This is a genomic window from Bacillus sp. 123MFChir2, assembly GCF_000383235.1.
In the GTDB taxonomy this organism is placed as follows: domain Bacteria; phylum Bacillota; class Bacilli; order Bacillales; family Bacillaceae_G; genus Bacillus_A.
This window is the reverse complement of record NZ_KB910942.1, coordinates 1-20,616: the sequence shown is the minus strand read 5'-3', so window position 1 is coordinate 20,616 and position 20,616 is coordinate 1. Positions and strand designations below refer to the sequence as shown.

Annotated in this window: 22 protein-coding genes; 20 read left to right on the top strand and 2 right to left on the bottom strand. The window is 33.4% G+C overall.

Going from position 1 to position 20,616, the window contains the following annotated elements:
• Positions 1–195: 195 nt before the first annotated feature.
• The 9 genes from H280_RS0111635 to H280_RS0111595 all read left to right on the top strand — a co-directional run bounded on the left by H280_RS0111635 (position 196) and on the right by H280_RS0111595 (position 8,848).
• Positions 196–906 (top strand): ABC transporter ATP-binding protein, encoded by a 711-nt coding sequence (locus H280_RS0111635; RefSeq protein WP_020061303.1) that lies wholly within the window; start codon positions 196–198, stop codon positions 904–906.
• Positions 897–3,449, top strand: a complete 2,553-nt coding sequence (locus H280_RS0111630; protein ID WP_020061302.1) for an ABC transporter permease — start codon at positions 897–899, stop codon at positions 3,447–3,449. Before H280_RS0111635 ends, H280_RS0111630 begins: the two co-directional genes overlap by 10 nt.
• 153 nt (positions 3,450–3,602) lie before the next feature.
• Positions 3,603–3,782, top strand: a complete 180-nt coding sequence (locus tag H280_RS0111625) for a small acid-soluble spore protein H (RefSeq protein WP_020061301.1) — start codon at positions 3,603–3,605, stop codon at positions 3,780–3,782.
• Positions 3,783–4,111: 329 nt separating this feature from the next.
• Positions 4,112–4,828 (top strand): histidine phosphatase family protein, encoded by a 717-nt coding sequence (locus tag H280_RS0111620; RefSeq protein ID WP_020061300.1) that lies wholly within the window; start codon positions 4,112–4,114, stop codon positions 4,826–4,828.
• Positions 4,829–4,991: 163 nt separating this feature from the next.
• A complete protein-coding gene (locus H280_RS23515; RefSeq protein WP_020061299.1) occupies positions 4,992–5,801 on the top strand; it encodes a phosphotransferase in 810 nt (269 codons plus the stop codon).
• 22 nt (positions 5,802–5,823) lie between these two features.
• Positions 5,824–6,465, top strand: a complete 642-nt coding sequence (locus tag H280_RS0111610) for a nucleoside deaminase (protein WP_020061298.1) — start codon at positions 5,824–5,826, stop codon at positions 6,463–6,465.
• Between the two features lie 19 nt (positions 6,466–6,484).
• Positions 6,485–7,273, top strand: a complete 789-nt coding sequence (locus H280_RS0111605) for a class I SAM-dependent DNA methyltransferase (protein WP_020061297.1) — start codon at positions 6,485–6,487, stop codon at positions 7,271–7,273.
• 61 nt (positions 7,274–7,334) lie between these two features.
• The gene (locus tag H280_RS0111600) at positions 7,335–7,832 is read left to right on the top strand and encodes an 8-oxo-dGTP diphosphatase (RefSeq protein WP_020061296.1); all 498 of its coding nucleotides are present in this window, start codon (positions 7,335–7,337) and stop codon (positions 7,830–7,832) included.
• Positions 7,833–8,056: 224 nt separating this feature from the next.
• The gene (locus tag H280_RS0111595; RefSeq protein ID WP_020061295.1) at positions 8,057–8,848 is read left to right on the top strand and encodes an SDR family oxidoreductase; all 792 of its coding nucleotides are present in this window, start codon (positions 8,057–8,059) and stop codon (positions 8,846–8,848) included.
• Positions 8,849–8,978: 130 nt separating this feature from the next.
• On the opposite strand, the gene H280_RS0111590 is transcribed toward H280_RS0111595, so the two are convergent.
• Positions 8,979–9,533 (bottom strand): undecaprenyl-diphosphatase, encoded by a 555-nt coding sequence (locus H280_RS0111590; RefSeq protein WP_020061294.1) that lies wholly within the window; start codon positions 9,531–9,533, stop codon positions 8,979–8,981.
• Between the two features lie 271 nt (positions 9,534–9,804).
• Between H280_RS0111590 and yqeK the strand changes: the two genes are divergently transcribed.
• Positions 9,805–10,416, top strand: coding sequence for a bis(5'-nucleosyl)-tetraphosphatase (symmetrical) YqeK (gene yqeK, locus H280_RS0111585; protein WP_020061293.1), 612 nt, complete (start codon positions 9,805–9,807; stop codon positions 10,414–10,416).
• A gap of 3 nt (positions 10,417–10,419) precedes the next feature.
• Positions 10,420–11,334, top strand: coding sequence for an aminoglycoside phosphotransferase family protein (locus tag H280_RS0111580; RefSeq protein ID WP_020061292.1), 915 nt, complete (start codon positions 10,420–10,422; stop codon positions 11,332–11,334).
• Here H280_RS0111580 and H280_RS23510 read toward each other — a convergent pair.
• On the bottom strand, positions 11,262–11,897 hold the full coding sequence (locus H280_RS23510) for a PhzF family phenazine biosynthesis protein (RefSeq protein ID WP_020061291.1): 636 nt from the start codon (positions 11,895–11,897) through the stop codon (positions 11,262–11,264). The two genes, H280_RS0111580 and H280_RS23510, sit on opposite strands and share 73 nt — an antisense overlap.
• A 256-nt stretch (positions 11,898–12,153) precedes the next feature.
• Here H280_RS23510 and mtnN point away from each other — a divergent pair, with 256 nt between their 5' ends.
• From mtnN to H280_RS0111520, 9 genes are all read left to right on the top strand, one after another.
• Positions 12,154–12,858, top strand: coding sequence for a 5'-methylthioadenosine/S-adenosylhomocysteine nucleosidase (gene mtnN / locus H280_RS0111570; protein WP_020061290.1), 705 nt, complete (start codon positions 12,154–12,156; stop codon positions 12,856–12,858).
• A 69-nt stretch (positions 12,859–12,927) separates the two neighbouring features.
• Positions 12,928–13,326 (top strand): DUF3221 domain-containing protein, encoded by a 399-nt coding sequence (locus tag H280_RS24425; RefSeq protein ID WP_020061289.1) that lies wholly within the window; start codon positions 12,928–12,930, stop codon positions 13,324–13,326.
• A gap of 97 nt (positions 13,327–13,423) precedes the next feature.
• A complete protein-coding gene (locus tag H280_RS0111560; RefSeq protein WP_020061288.1) occupies positions 13,424–14,008 on the top strand; it encodes a GrpB family protein in 585 nt (194 codons plus the stop codon).
• 103 nt (positions 14,009–14,111) lie between these two features.
• A complete protein-coding gene (locus tag H280_RS0111555) occupies positions 14,112–14,627 on the top strand; it encodes a DUF6933 domain-containing protein (protein WP_020061287.1) in 516 nt (171 codons plus the stop codon).
• Between the two features lie 217 nt (positions 14,628–14,844).
• Positions 14,845–15,759, top strand: coding sequence for a UDP-N-acetylmuramate dehydrogenase (murB, locus tag H280_RS0111550; RefSeq protein WP_020061286.1), 915 nt, complete (start codon positions 14,845–14,847; stop codon positions 15,757–15,759).
• A gap of 1,417 nt (positions 15,760–17,176) precedes the next feature.
• Positions 17,177–17,425, top strand: coding sequence for a hypothetical protein (locus H280_RS0111535; protein ID WP_020061283.1), 249 nt, complete (start codon positions 17,177–17,179; stop codon positions 17,423–17,425).
• Between the two features lie 15 nt (positions 17,426–17,440).
• On the top strand, positions 17,441–19,132 hold the full coding sequence (locus tag H280_RS0111530; protein ID WP_020061282.1) for a M3 family oligoendopeptidase: 1,692 nt from the start codon (positions 17,441–17,443) through the stop codon (positions 19,130–19,132).
• Positions 19,133–19,195: 63 nt separating this feature from the next.
• Complete coding sequence (locus tag H280_RS0111525; RefSeq protein WP_020061281.1) at positions 19,196–20,041, top strand: MerR family transcriptional regulator; 846 nt, start codon at positions 19,196–19,198, stop codon at positions 20,039–20,041.
• A 101-nt stretch (positions 20,042–20,142) separates the two neighbouring features.
• Complete coding sequence (locus tag H280_RS0111520) at positions 20,143–20,418, top strand: hypothetical protein (protein WP_020061280.1); 276 nt, start codon at positions 20,143–20,145, stop codon at positions 20,416–20,418.
• The last annotated feature ends 198 nt before the right edge of the window (positions 20,419–20,616 follow it).

Here is a 20,616-nt window from a genome sequence, read left to right as displayed (position 1 = left end):
GAGATGTGGATATGAAGCTAGTTAAGGGAGGAGGAACACTGTGGGTATTTTAACAGCAATTTTAGTGACAGGATCGATTTTATTTCTTGCGTGGAAGGTAGGAAGAAGTGAAGAGCGTGCATGATAATAGAGAGTTAAAAGAGGTTTTCATGAGAACTATACTTGTCTTTTAATAAAAATTTGGAGGAAAAAAGTATGGTAGTTAAACAGCCGATTCTTCAAGTACAGGGAGTAAAGAAAAATTATGAAACAGAAGCAGGAATCATCTGTATTTTAAAGGGAATTGATACACAAATTTACCGCGGAGAAGTGGTTAGTATTATAGGCCCTAGCGGAAGCGGAAAGTCTACATTACTTGGTTTACTAGGTTCTTTAGATATTCCTAGCGAAGGACATATTATAATCGATAATGAGGATATCACGTCCCTATCTGAAGAAAATTTAGCAGATTTTCGTGCGAAAAAAATTGGTTTTGTTTTTCAATCCTATAATTTAGTGACAACAATGACAGCCGAGGAAAATGTAATGATGGCGCTTATGTGCGCTGGGATGAAGAGTCGAAAGGAAATGATCCAAAAAACAAGAGAGATGCTCGATCTTGTTGGGATGAAAGAACGTTATCACCATTTACCAAGTCAACTGTCAGGAGGTCAGCAGCAGCGCGTGGCTATTGCCCGTGCATTAGTAAATAATCCCGCTATTGTTATTGCGGATGAACCTACCGGTAATTTAGATACGAAAACAGGACAAACTATTTTGAATTTAATCTTTCAACTACGTGATCGATTCAACATGACTTTTATTATTGCTACACATGATTCTTACGTAGCAAAGCTTTCAGATCGTATTTTACAAATAGAAGATGGACTGCTAATTAAAGAAGGTGAAACAACGTCATGTTATTAAAATCGGCATTACGTAGTTTAGTGAGAAATCGTTTGAGAACCCTCTTTACTGTGTTTAGTATTGTAGTTGGAGTAGCTAGCTTTTTCTCAATGTCAATGTTAGTCGAATTAGTACCTCGTTCTATTCACGAATCTTCCAAAATTCTTCTAGGAGGAGACGTAGCTATTCAATCCTACTTAAACCCTATTAATCGCGATACATTGATCTCTTCTATTCCTAAAGAGGAGCAAAAAGCACTTACAACTTCTTTATTAGGCCAAAGTATGGTGAAATCTGATAAAAAAACAACAAGTTTAATCATAAAAGGGATAGAGCCAAAGCAATATCCGCTGTATGGAGATAAACAGTTTCCTAACGTTCGCAATTTACAAAAAAATGAAGTCCTTCTATCAAAAAGTACTGCGGATCGTTTACAAGTGAAAGTCGGAGATAAAGTGGAGACTCCGAATCGTTCTACTGGAGAAATGTCTTCTTATAAAATTCGTGGTTTCGTTGAAGGTGTGCAAGAATCTTACGGTGACGCTTCTATCTTCGGAACAGCGTATTTGCATTTAGATCAAGCTCAAAAGCTCTTACATGTACCAGCAAATACAGTTAATGAAGCTTTAATTGGATTGGATGATAAAGTTAACGTCTCTACTTTCAAAAATAAAGTGCAAGAACAATTACCGCAAAGCAGTGTAATTGACATTCATGATAAAGAATTAGAAAAACAAAAAGATTTGCATATGTTACTTCCATTTCTTCAACTATTTAGCGTATTAGCTCTTGGAATCGCAGCAATCACAACTTCAAATACAATGAAAGTAATCATTGCTTCGCGTACACATGATATCGCTGTCATGAAATCGGTAGGAATGAAAACGAGATCTATTATTCGCTATTTTTTGCTAGAAGCATTCTGGCTAGCAATTCTCGGAACAGCTGGTGGAATTGGAATTGGATTATTAGCAAGTAGTTGGCTCACCTCATATTTATCAAGTGTACTTTCCTTGCCTCTTACGTGGGGAATGTCATGGTCTGTTGTTGGTACTACAATCATCGTCGGATTTGTCGTAACCTTTTTAGCATCATGGATACCAGTAAAAAGTGGAATGCGTGTGTCACCTCTTCAAATGTTACGAGATACAGAGAATACTAGTGTTAATTATTCGTTACCTTTTAGGAAAAAACTTCAACTTTTTATTTTAGTTTGTGGTATTCTTTCTGTTTATGTTTACAAAATAGCATTTACAGCAAGTGCGAATGGTAGTGTGATGTTTAAGTCGCTCCTTGCTTTCCTCCTTACAACTGGAGTTGTGTTATGTCTTGTTGCTTTCGTTCGTTTGATTGGGTTTATATACGCTTTATTATTCCGAATGATTGGCGCTTTGAAAAATAGGGTGCCACAAAGTCTTTTTCTTGCCCTGCATAATATAGCTGCTACGAATAAACGAAATGGATTATTAGCAGTTACCTTAACAATAGGGGTTGTTTCTGTTGTTTCTAGTCACGTATTTGCTGATAATTTAATTGAATCTGTGCAAGGGCAATTAGAAAAAGAAGCAATGGGAAATCTTCTTATTACAAGTTCAGTTAACGACGAAGAAAAAGTTGAAAAACAAATTCAATCGATGAAGGAAATAAAAGCATGGAAAAAGGGTTATCAATTAGATGGAAGACTTCAAAATATTAACGGTGAAGAAGCGGCAACGAAATATGCTCAAAAAGTAAAAGAAGATAAATTTTTTAGTTCAACTAAAATTTCAGTAGAAGGTATAGATACCGCTCTTACTTCCAAAGCATATACCATATCTGAAGGGCGCGATTTAACATCGGCGGATGCAGGAGGGAAAAAAGCAATCCTGTTGGATAGTTATAAAAAGCTTGGGGTAAAAACAGGTGATACAGTTGATATTCAAATAGGAAATGAATTGGTAAATTGTGAAATTGTCGGTTTCTTTCAATCAGGTATTGTAAAAACGGTTGGTATTCGTATTCCAGCAAAAACATTAGCTACATATGGAAAGCCGAATCGCATTACCTATTCATTAGATAGCGATCCAAAACAAACGAATACGATTCTAACAGAGTTAAATAATAAACTTCCTAATTCAGCAATGGCCTATTCGATTGCTGCTACAGCAATCGATAGTCTACAATACATCATTCATATGCAAAGTACTTTCTTTTCTATCGTAGCGTTATTTGCATTTTTGACCGCTGTTCTGACAATTGGAAATCAAGTGGTCATTCGCTTACTTCAACAAACACGGGATGTGGCCATTATGAAAACTGTTGGTATGTCTTCGAGTAATTTAATGAAATCCATTTTATTAGAAAATACGATCATTTCCTTATCGGCTGGGTTCGTTGGGGCTGGAATTGCATTAGCTTTTTCAGGTGTTGTTTTACGATTCTTATTTCAAATGCCAATGAAAATCGATGTAACTTGGTCTATTTTTGGCATTCTGTTATCTGTTTTAACAACAGCGACTGTTGTTTGGATTGCAGCAAAACAATCGTTATCAGCTAAACCAATTCATCTGTTGCAAAGTAAATAGAAGTATATAACGAATACGAAAGCATAGTTTGATAATTTCATCAAACTATGCTTTTTCATTTCCCTTCTTGTTTACTTAGTATGAATTCACCAGAATATTTGAGGGAATGGATGTCAATATTATAATTGTTAACCGAAAAGGAGGTTTATAATTATGAACACACAACGTGCACAAGAGATTGCTGCTTCACCAGTAATGGCGAATGTAACCTATAACGGGGCGCAAATCTACATACAAAATGTAGATGAAACGAACGAAACAGCAAGAATTTACCCTCTCAATGAGCCGAATAATGAACAAGAAGTTCCAGTATCCAGTTTAAATGAGTATTAAATCAAAAATTTTGGCAGTATCTTTTAAATAAAATCTGATTTTTTATAAAAGGAGTGAAATCCTGTATTATTAATACAGGATTTCACTCCTTTTATTGTTATATGGACATAATTTAAGTGAAACTAATAGGAAAATGGTAACAATTGTATTATATTAGCGTACAGAATAGAAAATTTAACGCTATAGATGGTATAATTGTTAGAGAATATAAGTTAATACTGATTATAAAACTCCTCAAGTAGTAGAGGATTAAGTTAGATTTCAATTTTTTGCGTCTATGAAATCTAGTAATTTAAACAGATAGGCTATACTCAAAAGGGGAGAAAGAAATGAATAAGATCGAAAAGAGCAGTAATACATTAGATAATACCGTTACGTTATATATTACTAGACACGGTAAAACAATGTTAAATGCTAGTGGACGAGTGCAAGGCTGGGCAGATTCTCCATTAGTAGAAACGGGTGTTGAAGTAGCTAAAAATTTAGGAAATGGCTTAAAAGATATTCATTTTGTTAATGCATATAGTAGTGATAGTGGGCGTGCAATTGAAACTGCTAACTTAGTATTAAAATATAGTGAGCAATCAACGTTAAAACTTGAACAAAGGAAAGACTTACGTGAATTAAATTTTGGGATTTTTGAAGGCGATAAGAATGAAAATATGCAAAAAATGATTGGGGCTGTTGCTGGTGTGAAATCAGCAGATGAACTAATGGGGTTATCACTTAAAGAAATTGTAAACTTCATTGTAGCGGCAGACGATACGAAGCAAGCTGAAGATTGGAACACCTTTTCCACCCGTATAAAAAGAGAACTTGATAAAATTAGTGAAGAGACTGCCCAAAATGGTGGAGGTAACGTTTTAATCGTATCTCATGGAATTACAATCACAGCATTAGTAGACATGATTGATAATAGTAAAATAAAACTTGGACTAGAAAATGCAAGTGTAACTAAAATTCTCTATAAAGATGGAGAGTATAAAATCGAATCTGTCGGTGATATGAGTTATGTTGAAAAAGGAAAAGAAAGTGCAAAGGTATAAAAGATATATAAAGTAATAGAATGAGAAAAAGGTGAATTTCTTACGAGAGTAAGGGTCCGCCTTTTTTCTTGTGTGAATTTTGTCGAATAAGGAAGGAAAAGTAGTTAATGAAAAGGAAATAAATAGAAGGTGTATAACAAATTCATGAAAGTAGGATGAATCAATGAAAGAAAAAATGGGAGCAGGAATTACTGCAGAAATTTATTTATGGAATGACAAAGAAATTGTAAAAATATTTCATAACCACATTCAAGAATCACTTATTGAAAGGGAATTTTTTGTAAGTAAAGAAGTCCAAAACCTTGGGTTACCCGTGCCTAAAGTAGCGGAGAAGATATCTTATCAAAATAGAACAGGGATTATTTATGAGAAAATTGATGGCGTGACTTTAACTGAGCAATTAGCTAAAAACCCGATGAATGTAAAGAAAGAAGCAAAAAGGTTTGCTGAATTGCATTCTCAAATCCATAGCCAGAAATCTAATGCATTTTCGGATATTCGTGAAACTTTAACGTCGCATGTAAATCATTGTAATCGTTTTACGTCAGAGCAAAAAGAAAAGATCGTAACCTATATGACAACATTACCAACGGATCAAGTAGTGTGTCATATGGATTTTCATCCTGATAATATCTTAATCTCAGAGCAGGGACCGATTGTTATCGATTGGATGACAGCGGGCTTTGGTAATCGATTTGCCGATGTAGCACGTACGGTTATTATATTAAAATATGCCCATCTACCGACAAGTATACCAGAATCAGTGAAACAAGGTATTATGGCGCTGCGCCATGCATTTTGTGAGGAATACGTAAACGAATATTTAACTTTATCAAAAGGTACGTGGAAAGATATAGAAATGTGGTTTTTACCAATTATGGCAGCAAGATTAATTGAAGGTATACCTGAGGGTGAGAAAGATGATTTATATAAGCAAGTAATATCTCTTCTACAGAACCAAATTAAAAATTAATGAAGGGAGGTCACAATATAATATGTGGCATACATTATCTGGGCCATGGAAAGAATGTTTGAATCAAGCTTGGTTATCGTATTGTAACGGTTCATTTCCCATTGGTGCTGTAATTGTAGATGAAAGTGGAAATATCATTTCAAAAGGTAGAAATACAGTTTACGAGACAGAAGCGGTGCCGAATGAAATATGTAATAACAAAATTGCTCATGCAGAAATAAATGCGATTTTAAAAATAAACAATTTAGAGACAAACGAAACGCGTAAGGAATATGAACTGTATTCTACGATGGAACCATGTCCTTTATGTTTTGGGGCTATTGTTATGTCTGGGATTAGAAATATTCATTATGCAGCAAGAGATAAGGTGGTCGGAGCAACCAATTTAAAAGATGGAAATGCCTATTTACAAGGGAAAAATATGAAGGTTTCAGGTCCGCATAAAGAACTTGAAATTGTACAATTTGTTCTGAAGACAGATTTTGTGTTGCGGAGAGGACATGATGTAGTTCGATTACTACAATCGTGGGAGCAAGATTGTCCGATTGGCATTGCTGTAGGGCGAAAATGGTATGAGTCAAATAAGTTAGTACAAGCGAAACAAGAAAAGACAGATATTTCAATGATTGTAGATAAAATTATAAGTGAAGTAACAGTTTTTTAGGAAGGGGTGTAAGAAAAGAATGGATGTAAATTTTGAAGAAAGAAAATATACTTTTGATGATATTGCCGAAGAATATGAAAAAATAAGACCGACATATCCAAAGGAACTTTTTCAAGATTTGTTCATGTATGCAAATATTGAGAAGGAAGATCGAATTCTTGAAATTGGTTGTGGTACAGGTAAAGCAACGGAAGGACTTGTTAAATTAGGATATAAGCAGATTGATTGTATTGAGCTAGGAGAACGATTAGCTCAATTTACAGCTTCTAAATTTCAAAGTGAGAATGGTATACACGTGTATCAAGGGAATTTTGAAAATTGGGATCGGCAAGATGATTCATACTCACTTGCTATTTCAGCAACAGCGTTTCATTTTATTAATCCGGAAATTGGCTATCCGAAAATAGCAAATTTGCTGCGTGAAAATGGAACAATGGCCTTCTTTTGGACATATCACATACAACCTAGTGCAGATGTTTTTCGGGAGATTGCAAATTGTTATGAAAAGTATGCACCGCATTTACATCCCAACAAATTACCGACGCCAGAAGACCTAATTGAAGAACGAAAAAAACTTACAATGCAGCATGATTTGTTCCAAGATTTAGTTGTAAAAACTTATAAATGGACTGATACATATACAAGTGACGATTACATTGCATTATTACACACGCAATCTGCACATCGTTTGCTTTCACAAGAGGTAAAAGAAAAATTGTTTCATAGTATTCAAAACGTCATTGAAAAACATGGTGGAAAAATTGAAAAACCACAGTTTGTTGCGTTATATTTAGCGAGAAAAAGATGATAAGGGATTTTTTTATAATATATTTTTCAGCAATGAATTCACATAAGGGAGGAAATTTTTGATGAGTAATTTTGAATGCAAAATGTTAACGATGTGTATGGTGCAAGATGGGGACAAAGTTTTACTAATGAATCGTCCAGATCGTTTAGGTTTTCCTGGGTACATTGCTCCTGGTGGTAAAGTCGACTTTCCAGAAAGTATTGTAGACGGAGCGATCCGGGAAGTACGTGAAGAAACAGGTTTAATCGTAAAAGACATAATCTTTAAAGGGATCACCGAGTTTTGTGAGCCAAACACAAAGTTACGTTATATGGTATTTAATTATTTGGCAACATCTTTTGAAGGAAAGCTACTTGAAGAGCCACCTGAAGGAGAGTTAGTATGGGTGGATATAAAAGATGCATTAAATTTACCGATGCAAGATTGGTTTAAAAAAAGGTTTCCGCTATTCTTTGAACAGGGAACATTTGAGTGGCATTCGGTATGGGATAAAGAACGGGATGTTGTATTAAATAGGGTGGAAAAACATTATAAAGAATCAGAGTTTCATAAAGTGTAAATGTACGTGCTTTTAACAGTTTGGACTCACAACTTGGATTCGATAGTTTAGAAGATACAAGGAAATTTGGCAGTTTAGTTATGCAGAGACGTTGAAGAATTATTTTAGAAAGGGAGCAAAAACTCATTTTTATAACCTTACCCCCTCTATTTATTTTTTGAAAAGGATATATTTCCCTGAATATCATAATACATTATAGAAAAATGTCGAGAGGGGTGTATGAGATGGGTTTCCCTCCTCAACAACAAAATAAACCTGGTATTGAATCATTAATGATACCCAGACCTATATTTGATAACCCTAATTACAAACCAGCCGGCAAGCTTATAAATAAGGTAGCGCTTATAACTGGTGGGGATAGTGGAATTGGGAGGGCGGTCGCTGTAGCCTTCGCGAAAGAGGGTGCAGACATCGCGATCTCATATTTAAATGAACATAGCGATGCAAAAGAAACGGAGTTCTATGTCAAAAAATACGGCCGTAGTTGCATTACCATTTCAGGTGATATTGGGTATGAGCAGCATTGCCAACAAGTTGTCATGCGGACGATTCAACAATTTGGTCGTATTGACATTTTGGTGAATAATGCCGGTGTATTATACATAAGAAACAGTCTGCTTGATGTAGATTCGAATCAACGAGAAAGCACCTTTCACACAAATGTTTTTTCGCAGTTTATTTTAACGAAAACTGCTTTGCCATACATGAATTCAGGGAGCTCCATAATAAATACAACATCTCTAAGTGCATATGATGGGGATCAAGATGCAATTGACTACTCGGCATCTAAAGGGATTCGAGTTAATGGTGTGGCCCCAGGGCCAATTTGGACTCCATTAATTCCATCTTCCTTACCTCCAGAATGGCTTGCGACATTTGGAGACCATGTTCCTATGAAGCGAGCCGGTCAACCGTTTGAAGTAGCGCCTGCATATGTATTTTTGGCCTCTGATGATGCATCTTACATATCCGGGCAAATTCTTCATGTGAATGGCGGGAGAATTGTAAACGGCTAAATAATTGCGGGAAACTATGGGAGATACCTGTTAAGTAAATTATTATTTAGTTAACAGGAGTTTTTAATAGAGCCTACATATATAGTAAAAAACGCTTGGTTTTCCAAGCGTTTTTATTTGCTATTAGCTTCTATTTTTGAAATAAAGAATAACTCGTTATTTTGTTCAATAGATTCATTTTCATAATTCGGTAGTGGACAAATAGTGCCATAGATACGCCAAGGATTATACCTGCCAATACATCAAGAGGGTAATGAACGCCAACCCAAACTCTTGAAAAAGCAATACAAATTCCAAAAATGACCCACATAAATGTCTTTCCTCTACTACAAAGCCAGATTGTTACAGTAATGACTAAAGCAGCTGTAGCATGATCACTTGGGAAAGAAGAATTTGCAGCGTGATCAACCAATTGTTTAATGTGATGGGAAACGAATGGTCGATCGCGATAGAAAAATAATTCAATCACTCGATTCATAGTAAATGCTAAGGAACAGGCGAATAAAGCTTGAAAAACCGGCACTCTATTTTCTTTATTTGTAATCCATAAAATGAATAAAGCAACAATCAATATGTACTGGGCATACTCAGCGAAAAAAATCATCATTTTATCTAGGAAAGAGTATTTGTAAACATACGAGTTGATCCACTGAAAGATTTCATAATCGATAGAATTTAAAACCATTGACTAAAAACACATCCTAACATTGAATAAAGCATTTCTCTATTTTTACATAATATCAATTACTGAATAGTGTTTAAAGGACTGATTGTAAAAATAAATGACATATGAGTCCTAATTTTTACAGCAAATAAAAAGAAATATACATTTGTTAGTGTGTAGGAGACTTACTCTCCATTTTAAAATTTCATGTAACGTATTAAAAAGGATAAATTTTATATTTCTAGAATAAAAAAGTAAGAAACTATAAGCAATTTTTTAGGGGAAGTAGAGAATGAACCAAATGATAAATTCCATTTCTCTAACAGGAAATTGGGAGCTAGACATTCAACATATGCTAGAACAATATAATAAACCTCACACTTATGAGCACTCTGTTAGGGTTGCAAATGAAGCGAAAAGAATTAACAAGAGATTTGGATTAGATGAAGAAGAAGCAGTGATTGCTGGCTATCTCCATGATATTAGTGCTATTATTCCAAATGATGAACGTATCGAAGTAGCAGAGAAAATGCAAATTGAAGTGTTACAAGAAGAAAGAATATTTCCGATGATTATTCATCAAAAACTATCCAAAAGAATTGCACAAGATTTTTTTGAAGTGGAAAACGAAACGATATTAGATGCAATTAGCTGTCATACAACATTAAGAAAAAATGCAACACCTTTAGATATGGTGTTATTTGTTGCAGATAAAATTGAATGGGACCAAAGTGGAACACCTCCATATATTACAGAAATTAAAGAAGCGTTAGAATTATCATTAGAACACGCTTGTTTTGCTTATATTTCATACTTATGGGAGCGAAAACAGAATTTAAAAGTTGTTCATCCATGGTTACAGGATTCTTATTTTGATCTAAAAGAGAAACTAGGAGTTGAGTAAACAATGTTATGTATTCCTTCATCTTTCAAAACAACTATCCAAGATGTTCACCAAGAACGAGGACAGAAATGGGTTGAAAATCTTCCAAATACGATTCAAGAACTGGAAGTTAAATTATCGTTACAATTCATTCGGACGTTCCCAAATCTTTCTTATAACTATGTTAGTTTAGCTCGAAAGGAAAATGGACAAGAGGTTGTATTAAAACTCGGTGTACCTTGCGAGGAATTGAACAATGAAATCGAAGCGCTTCGTTATTTTCAAGGAGAAGGGGTGGTGACACTACTTGATTCAGATGCTGACTATGGATTCTTACTATTAGAATATATAAAACCAGGTATGTCACTTGCACATATAGACAATGAAGAAAAAGCAACGACTATTATAGGACAAACGATGAAAAAACTTTGGAAACCAGTTCCTGCTCAGCATACATTCCCTTCTATTGAACAATGGTCAAATGGATTGCAGCGAATACGAGTACATTTTGATGGTGATACAGGACCTTTTCCAAAAGATCTTGTCGATAAAGCAGAAGATTTATTTCCGCAATTAATTAAAACAATTTCCAAACCGCTTTTGCTTCATGGTGATTTACATCATGACAACGTGTTATGTATGGGAGAGGAGCAATGGCTTGCAATTGATCCAAAGGGAGTTATCGGTGAAGCAGAATATGAAACTATTGCGTATTTAAGAAATCACTTATTCAATAAAACAAATCCCAAGCAGATATTAGCAAATCGTGTGCAACAATTGGCAGAGAAACTTCAACTCGACAAAGAAAGAATCATCGCGTGGGGATTATCTCACTGTATCCTTTCATCTTGGTGGTACTTTGAAAGTCATGGACGAATACATAAAGAAACAATGGCTTGTGCTCGCTGGTTTGATGAATTAAGGGTTAGTTTGAAATAAAAATAGAACTTTAAAAAATGAGGAGTGATTTTCGGTGAGCAATGTTGAGATAAGGAGACCTCGCATTGAGGACATGGAAGACATAAATCAATCTTTTGAATGGGAAGATTAGAAGCAATATCTGCTTCATGAATTCCTAAAGTATTGGCGATTATATGTTTACTTATTAACGGTGAAATGAATTTAGGAGAGCTTTGTTTCATTTTTACAAGTACTTGATTTTTAATGATTTCAATAACAACTTCACGTAGTCCATTTTGCGTTTCAATTTGATATATACTCTGTTTATAAGGATCAATTTTCTTGGCGTTCACTAATGCGATACACGCTGCTATTGTTGGATGTCCAGCAAGCGATACTTCTTTATGAGGAGTAAAATAACGAAATAGAAAGTCCGCATTATCAGATGGATAGACAAATACTGTTTCCACAAGATTTATCTGCTTTGCGATGTTTTGTAAAGTATGATTTTCTAAACCGCTAGGATCAAAAAAAACAGCAGCAGGATTTCCAGTTAAATTTTCACCAGAGAAGCTATTAATTACTAAGAATTCTTTTTCCAATTTAATTCAACACCTCCAATAATTAGTGTACATACACTAATTTTAATATAAACCAATTTTTAATTTGATGGTCTTTTTTTTGTGAGATAGGTCATGTTGAAAAGGAAAAAGAAGGTTATTGATTACAAAAAGCGAAGTAAATGATTGTGTATATCATTAGTCTCTATGAAAAAAGTTACATTATGATATTAAAAATACATAATTATATTATCGTTAACTATATTTAAGAAAAAATAGTAGGAAAGGACATCGATCTATGAAGCGGATTGCTATTGTGGCGGCATGGGAGCCAGAGCTTACATATTTACATAAATATTACCCAAGCTATAAAAAAGAAAAACGAGCAGCTTGGGAATTTCATTTTCATAATCTGAGCGGTGTTGAATTGATTTCTGTTATAACTGGAGTCGGAAAGGTACAATGTACAAGTTGTGTTCAGCTTCTGATTAGTGAATTTCAACCAAAAGAGCTATTTATGACAGGGATTTGCGGAAGTTTATCAAACAAGTTGAAAAACGGTGATATTGTTGTCGCTACTAAAGTTATGCAACATGATGTAACAGGGGCAGGAATGGAAACGGATCCGTTTGATTTATATACAGGAAGAGCAGCAAGTATTCATCCTTCAAAACAGTTGATTAAAGAAATGAAAAAGTTGCAATTCGTTTATCCTTCTCATTATGGTACTGTTGTTTCAGGTGACCAGCGTATTCGTAGTTCAGAAACGAGAGAATTACTTCAGACAGTATACGGAGCGCTTGCAGTAGATCAAGAAATTGCAGCATTTTCTTACGTTTGTTATGTGAATGAAAAACCGTTTCTTTGTTTAAAAGCCGCTTCAGATCAAGCGGATGATAAAACAGTCGAAGAACAAAGAGTGTTTAAAATGTTAGCTTGTGAGAAAGCATGCGAATATATGATTGCATTTTTACTGCGTGTCTCAAAAGAAATGAAAGTGTAGAGATTTCACTTCCGGTATTCCAACTGTTTGTTAATAGCTTTTTTAGAAAAGGCATTTTAGGTGATGGAGATGAACAACGGTATAAAAATAGCTGGAATAATTGTAGTTTTTGTAATGATTTTTATGGTTACTTTAATGTGGAAGGCAAATACAAGTAATGAGTTAAACCAATCTATAACAAAAATAGATAATAATGCGGTTTCTAATAGAATAGATGGCTATATTTTACTAAAGGGAGATACTGTGTTTTTCATTGAAGAGAAACATATAAAAGATGATTACGATAGAAAAAACTTAGAAGAGAGATTAAAAAGGAGAATTCCTGCTGACGCTATTTTACACTTTAATTATCTAAATATAGAAAAGGAATTACAAACAGGTGACAAAGTTAGAATAGAATGTAGTGAAATACTTGAATCTTATCCTGCGAAGGTACGGGTTACAAAGCTGGAAAAAATTCAGGATTAAAAGCGAGAAATATTTTACTCAACATTTGAGAATGTAGATGTAGCTTTGAAATAAAGTTTGATAAAATGGTTTACTTAGTAAAATGGAGGAGTGTATTGTGGCTAAGAGTTTATTAGAAATGTCACTTGAAGAATTGTGGGAACTGTTTCCAATAATATTGAAAGAACATAATCCAATATGGAAAGATTGGTATTTACAAGAAGAAAAACTATTTAACAATATAATCGGTAATCAATATATCGAACGAATACATCACATAGGAAGTACTTCTGTTAACGGATTATTAGCAAAGCCAACGATTGATATATTGCTTGAAATAACTAAGGACTGTAATTTGAAACTTTTAGTGAATGCACTAGAAAAAAACGGATATATCTTAGAAAAGCAACCACAAAAACCAGCGCCTCATATGATGTTTATGAAAGGTTATACAGAGAGAGGATTTGCTGAAAAAGTATTTCATCTTCATGTTAGGTATATGGGGAACTGGAATGAATTGTATTTTAGAGATTTTTTACAATTACATAAAGATGTTGCCCAAGAATATGGTAACTTAAAAATGAGCTTAATAGATAAATATAAACATGACAGAGACGGATATATGAAAGCAAAAACAGAATTTGTTAACAAATATACTAAAATTGCAAAAATGGAATTTGAAAATAAATACAATCAGAACTAATGTTATGAGATGTTTTTTCTCAAATTCTTTCCAAAGTTACTGTATTTTTTGTAGAATATAGATAAAAACTCAGTTATCAATTAAAAGAAAGAATGAGGAATATATGCAACTTATCCAATGTACAAAAAAATTAGCCGATGAAATGAAAATAAAAGTTCAAAAGGTAGATGCTGCTGATTTCAATCCGCTATATTGTTGGCATGCGAATCTTTTTAAGATTGGCCGAAAAAAATGTGTAATGTTTATGAATAATGTTACAAGGTATCACTTTGTTGTTTATGGTGTACTAAAGAAGGATTTAGAAAACTTACACCTTGTATTTAAGAAGAATTTAACAACAAATTTATTATTAGATGGCGTTGATCCTGAAATAATTGAACAATACTTAAATCAAGATTCAACTGTACAATATGCAGCAACAAATAATCGTAGTATTATTTCACAAATAAATGAGTCTATTTTCGCTGTAGATCATTATTTTTATTATGAGTTAGTAGAAAAGAAGGAAGAGTTTATAGATTTAGCAGCAATGAATCAATGGCTGAACGAGCAAATTATGCTGAAGTTACCGAAGTATCCAGTGGAAATGATGAGAGAGGCGCTTATTGAAAGAGAGTAGTTATCCTATAAATTTGCAATACATTCAAAGTAGAGTACACGGAAAGAGACTGATGTAGAATATATTCACTGCAATAATTGATTGTTTTCACAAAATATTTAGGTCTTTCCTAACCATAAACTATTATTTGAATCTTTTTAAAAATAATACTTTAGTCTTTTTGAATTGAAATGCATTATAATGGATAGGACAGATTCTAGGTAAAGAGGTTATAGAAATGGATAAAGTATACAACGATTTATTAAATATATTAGATGATAATAAAGTTAAAAAAGATGAGCCGTTAAAACGATATACTTTCACTAAGACGGGTGGAAATGCAGATTACTTTGTTTTACCTACTACGTATCAAGAGGTACAAGATGTAGTAAAATATGCAAATCAAAATGATGTTGATTTTACTATTTTAGGTAATGGTTCAAATTTAATTATTAAAGATGGCGGCATAAGAGGGATTGTTCTGAATTTAACCAAGTTAACTGATATTTTATTAAAAGATAATAAGGTTATTGTTCAAAGCGGAGCAACTATTATTGATACTTCTAAATTTGCACTTGAAAATCATCTAACTGGATTAGAATTTGCTTGTGGCATTCCAGGAACAGTTGGCGGAGCAGTATATATGAATGCAGGAGCATATGGTGGCGAAGTATCACACGTTATTGAAAGTGTGTTAGTTCTAACTAGAGATGGCGAAATTCTTAATCTAAATAAAAATGATTTAGAATTAGAATACAGAAACAGTTCCATTTCTAGAGAAGGGTACCTTGTGTTAGAAGCGACATTTGCTTTACAAGAAGGAGATTACAATAAAATCAAAGAACAAATGGATGAATTGACATTTTTACGTGAATCAAAACAGCCATTAGAATATCCTTCTTGTGGAAGTGTTTTTAAACGTCCTCCAGGTATGTTTGCGGGTAAGTTAATTCAAGATAGCGGGTTGCAAGGTAAACAAATAGGTGGTGTCCAAGTATCTACGAAGCATGCTGGATTTATGGTGAATGTAGGTGGAGGTACAGCGAGTGATTATGTAAAACTTATCAGATATGTGCAAGAAACGGTAAAATCTAAATTTAACGTAGAATTAGAAACAGAAGTGAAAATTATTGGAGAAGAAGTAAAGTCTTAATAGTAAGAACCACTTGAGATGTTTGTGTCAATGCGTGAAATATACAAAAAGGCTAGTTATATACTAAATAAGTACGTAAGAAGTTTGAACAAAATGGACAGTTTTAATTGGGATAACTAGCTACAGAGGAGCAAGAAGAGAGATATGAATGTATATCTCTTTTCTTTATATACAATAGATCAGTAAGCGTCAAACTCTGTGCTCCTCTTCAAAACCTTCTTCGATAATAGTCATTCGATGCAAAAGCTCCGAGCGTAAAAAGCATTAAAGCAAAAGAAATCAGAAACTTAATGACTGCAAATGAAATTATAACTGTAATCATCAATAGCTTTAAAATTACCCTAAGAATCAACTTAATAAACTTTAAAATAATCATAAATAATCGCTCCTTTATAGCTCAGTATCATGACTTTTTTCTTTTTCTAATCTTCATTATTTTTAGTACTGCGATTTTTCTTTCAACCACATTTTTTAATGCTTTTTCGATTATTTTTAATCTCTTGTATTAACAAATTTATTAACATAAATTAATACACAAACTACAAGTAATAGTTCACAAATTCTAGTAATTAGACTAATAGTAGGGTTGAAATCAAGACCGAAAATAATGTGAATTAGTGTATATATCCCAAATATTAAAATCGCATTTCGCAAAAATCCCTTCATTTTACCCTCATCTAATTCAAACAATTATAGTAAAAATGTAACAATTGCTCTTGCTACAATATCAGCTAACCAAGCAGGACATCCCATTTTTAAGCTGCTTATATAAACCATCTGTTATCGTTCCTTCAAAATTAATAACAACGTTCAAAGTTTTCATAACAGCTTCATAAGCTAAATATGCTTTTACTGTTTTGCCGCTATTTTAGCAGCAATTCCTTCCTTTACATTGAATGCAAGAGGTGCTGAAACTCCAAATAAAAATGTTCCTGCTAAAACACTACTACTAATTTTTTCTTATTTTCCACCCGGAAATTACTCTATCCTACTTTATTATTCCATGCCTACTTATAATATACTGAAAGTTTAGAGTTTTGTAAATATTATGAAGTTAATCGAAATATTGTAAACTATAAAATCCACTTTGAGTTCTCGACATATAAATTTTTGGTAACTACTCAGCTACTTTGTAAAAAAGGAAGAAAAGCATTTTTTTAGATGGTAGAGAGGGACTAGCGATGCATAGAAGCAGTCAGGGCCTTTTCCTGCCACACGCAACGTTTAAAACAAAGAATGGCAGCGAGAGGTGTAGGTCCATTTTTACCTTCATGGCAGCAATTATAAGTAAGCGTATTTTCGCTGGAATTATACCCCTTCCTAAACTTTTAAATGCAATGTATGGCTGAGTAGTTACAATTTTTGTATCTTATCATATCCTTTTATTGTAAAATCTATTTAGATAGGAGGAATATATATGAAGTTTGAAGATAACAGAGTACTAGGAATTCAGCTTGGTTCTTTACTAATCACAGAGGATCATAGATATTTAGTGATTAAGAAAAATGATCATTATTCTCTGCTTAATGTGGAAACGATGGAGTGCTGCATATTAGAAGTCGCTTTGGAACATATTGAAGAAGTGTTGGCAGAGGATTTGCAGGAAACAGTAAAACAAATTATTCCTGCTGGGCATTTGAAACTTGTTGCGAAGAATATCGTATGAAAGGATGTCTTACGTATGGATAATACTGAATATTTCGTTATTAATAATTTGGAAACGTTGCAAAAACAATTTATAGATTTATTAGAAACAGAGATTCAATGTAGCGAAGAACTTGAAAATTGGTTGAAAAGGAAGTCGCGTCTTTTAGATGAAGTGGAAGAACAACTTAAACAACATTATATTCAATTTCAATGTAACACTGATAACCAGCAAGTGAAAGAAACTTCTGACTTCGATCAAAAGCATGTGCAACCATTAGTGAAACGATATAAAAGTTTACTAGACAATAAGTACTACGAATCTCCATTTCGTTTGCAGCTAGATCCTAACTTTTACGGTTTATTGAATAAAAAAGTAGAAAGTGCAATTCATTTGTTCAATGCGAGAAATATAGATTTAGAAATTGCCGAAGATGAGTTAGTAACAAAATATTTCGAGATTACAGGTAACTTAACGGTAATGTGGGAAGATGAAGAAAAGTCGTTAAGCGACATGCAGGTGTATCTTCAAAATCCTGAACGTACGGTTAGACAAAATGCAATGACTCTTATTCATGAAAGTATGTTATCGGTTGAAGAGGATCTTCAGATTATTATGGATAAGTTAATTGCGTTGCGACATCAAAAAGCTCAAAATGTAGGCTTGCAAAATTATCGTGATTATATGTTTAAAAAGTATGAACGGTTTGATTATACAGCAGCGGATTGTTTTGATTTAGCAGAAGCAATGCGTCAATATGTTGTTCCTTTACAGAAGAAGCTTCAAGAAAAACAGCAAAAACTTTTAGGATTACATACTTTTAGACCTTGGGATATGAGAGCAGTTCCAATAAACGACAAGCCTTTACAACCAGTACAAAATGTCGACGAGTTAGTAAAAGGTACTTTTCATATTTTAGAAAATGTTGATTCTCGTTTTTCGGCATTACTACATGATATGAAAGAAAAGAATCTCTTAGATTTAGAGAGTCGTAAAGGAAAAGCTCCGGGTGGTTTTTGTGAATTCTTACCTACTTCTAAACAATCGTTTATATTTATGAATTGTTGTAACACACAAGACGATGTCGTGGTTCTGTTACATGAAATGGGTCATTGTATACATAATGAACTTATGAAAGACATTGAACTAGGGCCATATCGAAATATCCCAATGGAATCAGCAGAACTTGCCAGCATGACAATGGAACTTCTAACGATGGAGTATTGGAATACATTTTATCCAAGTGGGGAAGATTTCAAAAGGGCAAAGCGTGAGCAACTCCGATTGATAATACAATACTTGCCTATAATTACTGTAGTCGATCAATTCCAACATTGGATGTACGAAAATCCAAACCATACACATGCCGAAAGAAAAGAAAAATTTAAAGAACTAGCAAGAACATATGACTCTAACTTTGTGAATTGGGAAGGGTATGAAAGTTGGTTAGAGACAAAGTGGTTGTCTATTTTACATATTTTCGAAGCTCCTTTTTACTATATCGAGTACGCAATTGCACAAATAGGCGCACTGCAGATGTATAAGCAGTATAAAGAAAGTCCAAAACAAACTTTAATCAATTATAAAGGAGCGCTATCTTTAGGAAGTGCAAAATCAGTAAAAGAAGTGTATGAGGCGGCAGGCATTCGTTTTGATTTTTCGGCACAAACAATTAAAGAGTTGCTGGAATTTGTGGAGAAAGAGTTGGAGTTATTAGAGGAAAAGTAATAATGTATTGAGATTTTAATTTACAATAAATGTTATATTATTAACTAATAAAGGAAGAACGTAATGTACTCTATAGGAAAATTTTCGAAAATATGTAATGTCCCTGTTAAAACATTACGCTATTATGATGATATTGGTTTACTAACACCTTCATACATAGATCCTATAACAAATTATCGGTATTACGATTATGAAAAAATTCAGGTCATGAAAAAAATTATACTTTTTAAAAATTTTCAATTCCCATTAACTACTATTAAGGAATTAATTGAAAGCGCTAATCAATTGCAATGGACAAGCGTATTAGAGCATAAAATTTGTGACCTTGAATGTCAAAAAGAGCAAATTTCTAAACAAATAGAAGAAATGAAAATGTTAAAAATGCAAATAGAAAAAGAAACTTCTATAATCCCAGGACCTGTTTTATCTAGCTGTTATATTGAAAAGCGAAAGGAAATAACAGTCTATGCTATTCGTGAGAAAATAAAGATAAAATTTATAGATCAATTCGTTAAAAGTTTATTTGATCGAGTTTATGCTTTTAATCTTGTAGTTAACGGAAAGTTAATGTCCACCTTTCACGAAAGAGATTTGAATCAAAAAGAGGCAGATGTAGAACTACTTCTGCCAGTAAAAGATGCAAACAAGATAGATGGATGTAAAATTTTGGCTAGTGGTATATACGCGTGCGCGACAGTTAAAGGTTCTTATTCAGAATTGGATGTAGGATATAAAATGTTGGAAAGTTGGATAAGAGAACAGAATCTAACCCAGATAGGAAAAGGGATAGAGATTTATGAAAAAGGACTTGTTCCGTCCAATTCTAATATAAGAGATATAAGGCCAAATTTAAACAGACATCCTTCAGAATTTATCACCAAAATATGTATACCAGTTAACAAGAATTAGAGTTAACTAGCAATTTTTTTACAAAAACAGGGTAAACCCTCCAGTTAATGGAGGGTTTATTATTTATATATACAAAGAAATGCACAATGGAGGGATTTATTATGTATCATCCGAGATTAAAAGGAAATGCTTATGAAGCTGGAAAGCATTATGCAGAAATCCTTTATAAAAATGGATTTCGATTTCCAAAGGTAACTAAAGAAAAATTAAAATTTGGAGAGGCATGCAAACCTATACTTACTGAATTTGATCCTAATGTTGTGAAGGAAATACAAGGATTTGCTGAGGGCTGCCATTCTTCTTTTGAAGAGATCAGTTCTTTTCTGTTAAGTATAGGAGTGTTTGAATTGAATGGTCAATGTAGTTGTAAACGCTAAAATAAAATTGACAGTTTTCGCTAAGAAACCTTTTACACTTTAGCTCATTAAAACCAATTTTCTAGTAAACTGAAAGTATCTGTTTATTGGAGGTTGGGGATTTGGAGGAGAAGTTAATGCTATACTTGAAAATTCGTCAATTACATGAGAAGAAATTTAAAGTTGCACAAATTGCAGAAGAGCTAAAAATCTCACGAC

Bases quoted from the DNA above. Each gene is read 5' to 3' on its own strand.
- H280_RS0111635 (WP_020061303.1), top strand. From the start codon at position 196: ATGGTAGTTAAACAGCCGATTCTTCAAGTACAGGGAGTAAAGAAAAAT.
- H280_RS0111630 (WP_020061302.1), top strand. From the start codon at position 897: ATGTTATTAAAATCGGCATTACGTAGTTTAGTGAGAAATCGTTTGAGA.
- H280_RS0111625 (WP_020061301.1), top strand. From the start codon at position 3,603: ATGAACACACAACGTGCACAAGAGATTGCTGCTTCACCAGTAATGGCG.
- H280_RS0111620 (WP_020061300.1), top strand. From the start codon at position 4,112: ATGAATAAGATCGAAAAGAGCAGTAATACATTAGATAATACCGTTACG.
- H280_RS23515 (WP_020061299.1), top strand. From the start codon at position 4,992: ATGAAAGAAAAAATGGGAGCAGGAATTACTGCAGAAATTTATTTATGG.
- H280_RS0111610 (WP_020061298.1), top strand. From the start codon at position 5,824: ATGTGGCATACATTATCTGGGCCATGGAAAGAATGTTTGAATCAAGCT.
- H280_RS0111605 (WP_020061297.1), top strand. From the start codon at position 6,485: ATGGATGTAAATTTTGAAGAAAGAAAATATACTTTTGATGATATTGCC.
- H280_RS0111600 (WP_020061296.1), top strand. From the start codon at position 7,335: ATGAGTAATTTTGAATGCAAAATGTTAACGATGTGTATGGTGCAAGAT.
- H280_RS0111595 (WP_020061295.1), top strand. From the start codon at position 8,057: ATGGGTTTCCCTCCTCAACAACAAAATAAACCTGGTATTGAATCATTA.
- H280_RS0111590 (WP_020061294.1), bottom strand. From the start codon at position 9,533: ATGGTTTTAAATTCTATCGATTATGAAATCTTTCAGTGGATCAACTCG.
- yqeK (WP_020061293.1), top strand. From the start codon at position 9,805: ATGAACCAAATGATAAATTCCATTTCTCTAACAGGAAATTGGGAGCTA.
- H280_RS0111580 (WP_020061292.1), top strand. From the start codon at position 10,420: ATGTTATGTATTCCTTCATCTTTCAAAACAACTATCCAAGATGTTCAC.
- mtnN (WP_020061290.1), top strand. From the start codon at position 12,154: ATGAAGCGGATTGCTATTGTGGCGGCATGGGAGCCAGAGCTTACATAT.
- H280_RS24425 (WP_020061289.1), top strand. From the start codon at position 12,928: ATGAACAACGGTATAAAAATAGCTGGAATAATTGTAGTTTTTGTAATG.
- H280_RS0111555 (WP_020061287.1), top strand. From the start codon at position 14,112: ATGCAACTTATCCAATGTACAAAAAAATTAGCCGATGAAATGAAAATA.
- murB (WP_020061286.1), top strand. From the start codon at position 14,845: ATGGATAAAGTATACAACGATTTATTAAATATATTAGATGATAATAAA.
- H280_RS0111535 (WP_020061283.1), top strand. From the start codon at position 17,177: ATGAAGTTTGAAGATAACAGAGTACTAGGAATTCAGCTTGGTTCTTTA.
- H280_RS0111530 (WP_020061282.1), top strand. From the start codon at position 17,441: ATGGATAATACTGAATATTTCGTTATTAATAATTTGGAAACGTTGCAA.
- H280_RS0111525 (WP_020061281.1), top strand. From the start codon at position 19,196: ATGTACTCTATAGGAAAATTTTCGAAAATATGTAATGTCCCTGTTAAA.
- H280_RS0111520 (WP_020061280.1), top strand. From the start codon at position 20,143: ATGTATCATCCGAGATTAAAAGGAAATGCTTATGAAGCTGGAAAGCAT.